We start from the raw sequence: 1031 nt of genomic DNA, 5'->3' as shown, positions 1-1031 counted from the left end.
AGCAACAACAGATGGCACGCCACTTGAACAAATCAAAAATGAGTTACAAGTAGCTTAGGGTACCTGTCATTGATTCGAGTATGGTAATTTTTGTATTTAAAAATGCTCATTTAGAGTTATATAGATAATTGGCTGGAGTGGTGAATCGAAATAGTTATCCAAGTGATATTGAGATGAGGTATTATTAAACTAACAAAGCATTTTACTTGAAAAATTTGATAATTTTAGTAGGGAGAGACTTGTTATTATAAAAAATAATTTGCTATTACTATTACTGTTGATTTTATTCTTGGGAGGATGTTCAAACAGTATTTTTGAAGATGATACTACAATTACAAGTATTGAGATTTTGAAATTCGCAAGTGCTTCACCAAGTCCTGAAGAACATAGAGAGCAAGAAGGTGAAGTTATTTCAGTCATTAAATCAAAAGAAGAAATAAAGCGACTTATTAATTCGATTGAAAGAGCAGAACAAAAAAGTACTGAAAGCATGAATATTGCATTGCCTAATCATTTAATTATATTTAAAGAAAACGAAAAATTAATCTTAACACTCGGCTATTACCCCGATATTAGTAATAAGAAGGATGAATTCCTTGATTTAGACAAAGATAAAATTTATATATCCAATGCACTGAATTTAATTCAAAAATAATAAACATAGGCTTTAGTTAAATAATCCATAAAAGACCACTCCGTGATGGGTGGTCTTAAAGTTTGTTTATAATTCTCTGTGATGCAAAGTACAAAGAGAATATCTAATATCTTTCTATAACTGGTTAAAGGAAAGAGATAACCTTCAGCGATCAATAGTGCATGATGAACCATCGTTAGAAAATTGGCTGGAATGGTAAAACCTATCCATATAAATTTTATATGAGGTATTATTAAACTAAAAGAGTTAATTAAGAAGCTCTAAATGAGCATTTTTAAATACAAAAATTACCATACACAAATCAATGACAGGTACCCTAAGCTACTTGTAACTCATTTTTGATTTGTTCAAGTGGCGTGCCATCTGTTGTTGCTGC

1 protein-coding gene is annotated in these 1031 nt (G+C 30.3%); it reads left to right on the top strand.

All coding sequences use genetic code 11. The features are described from left to right. The first annotated feature begins 289 nt into the window (after window positions 1–289). Entirely contained in the window at window positions 290–655 is a 366-nt protein-coding gene (locus tag AC3WOM_RS26670; RefSeq protein ID WP_427550161.1) for a hypothetical protein, read from the top strand. Window positions 656–1031: the final 376 nt, after the last annotated feature.

This window comes from Lysinibacillus sp. FW301-JW8 (assembly GCF_058788755.1).
This window is presented reverse-complemented; position numbering and strand designations above follow the sequence as displayed.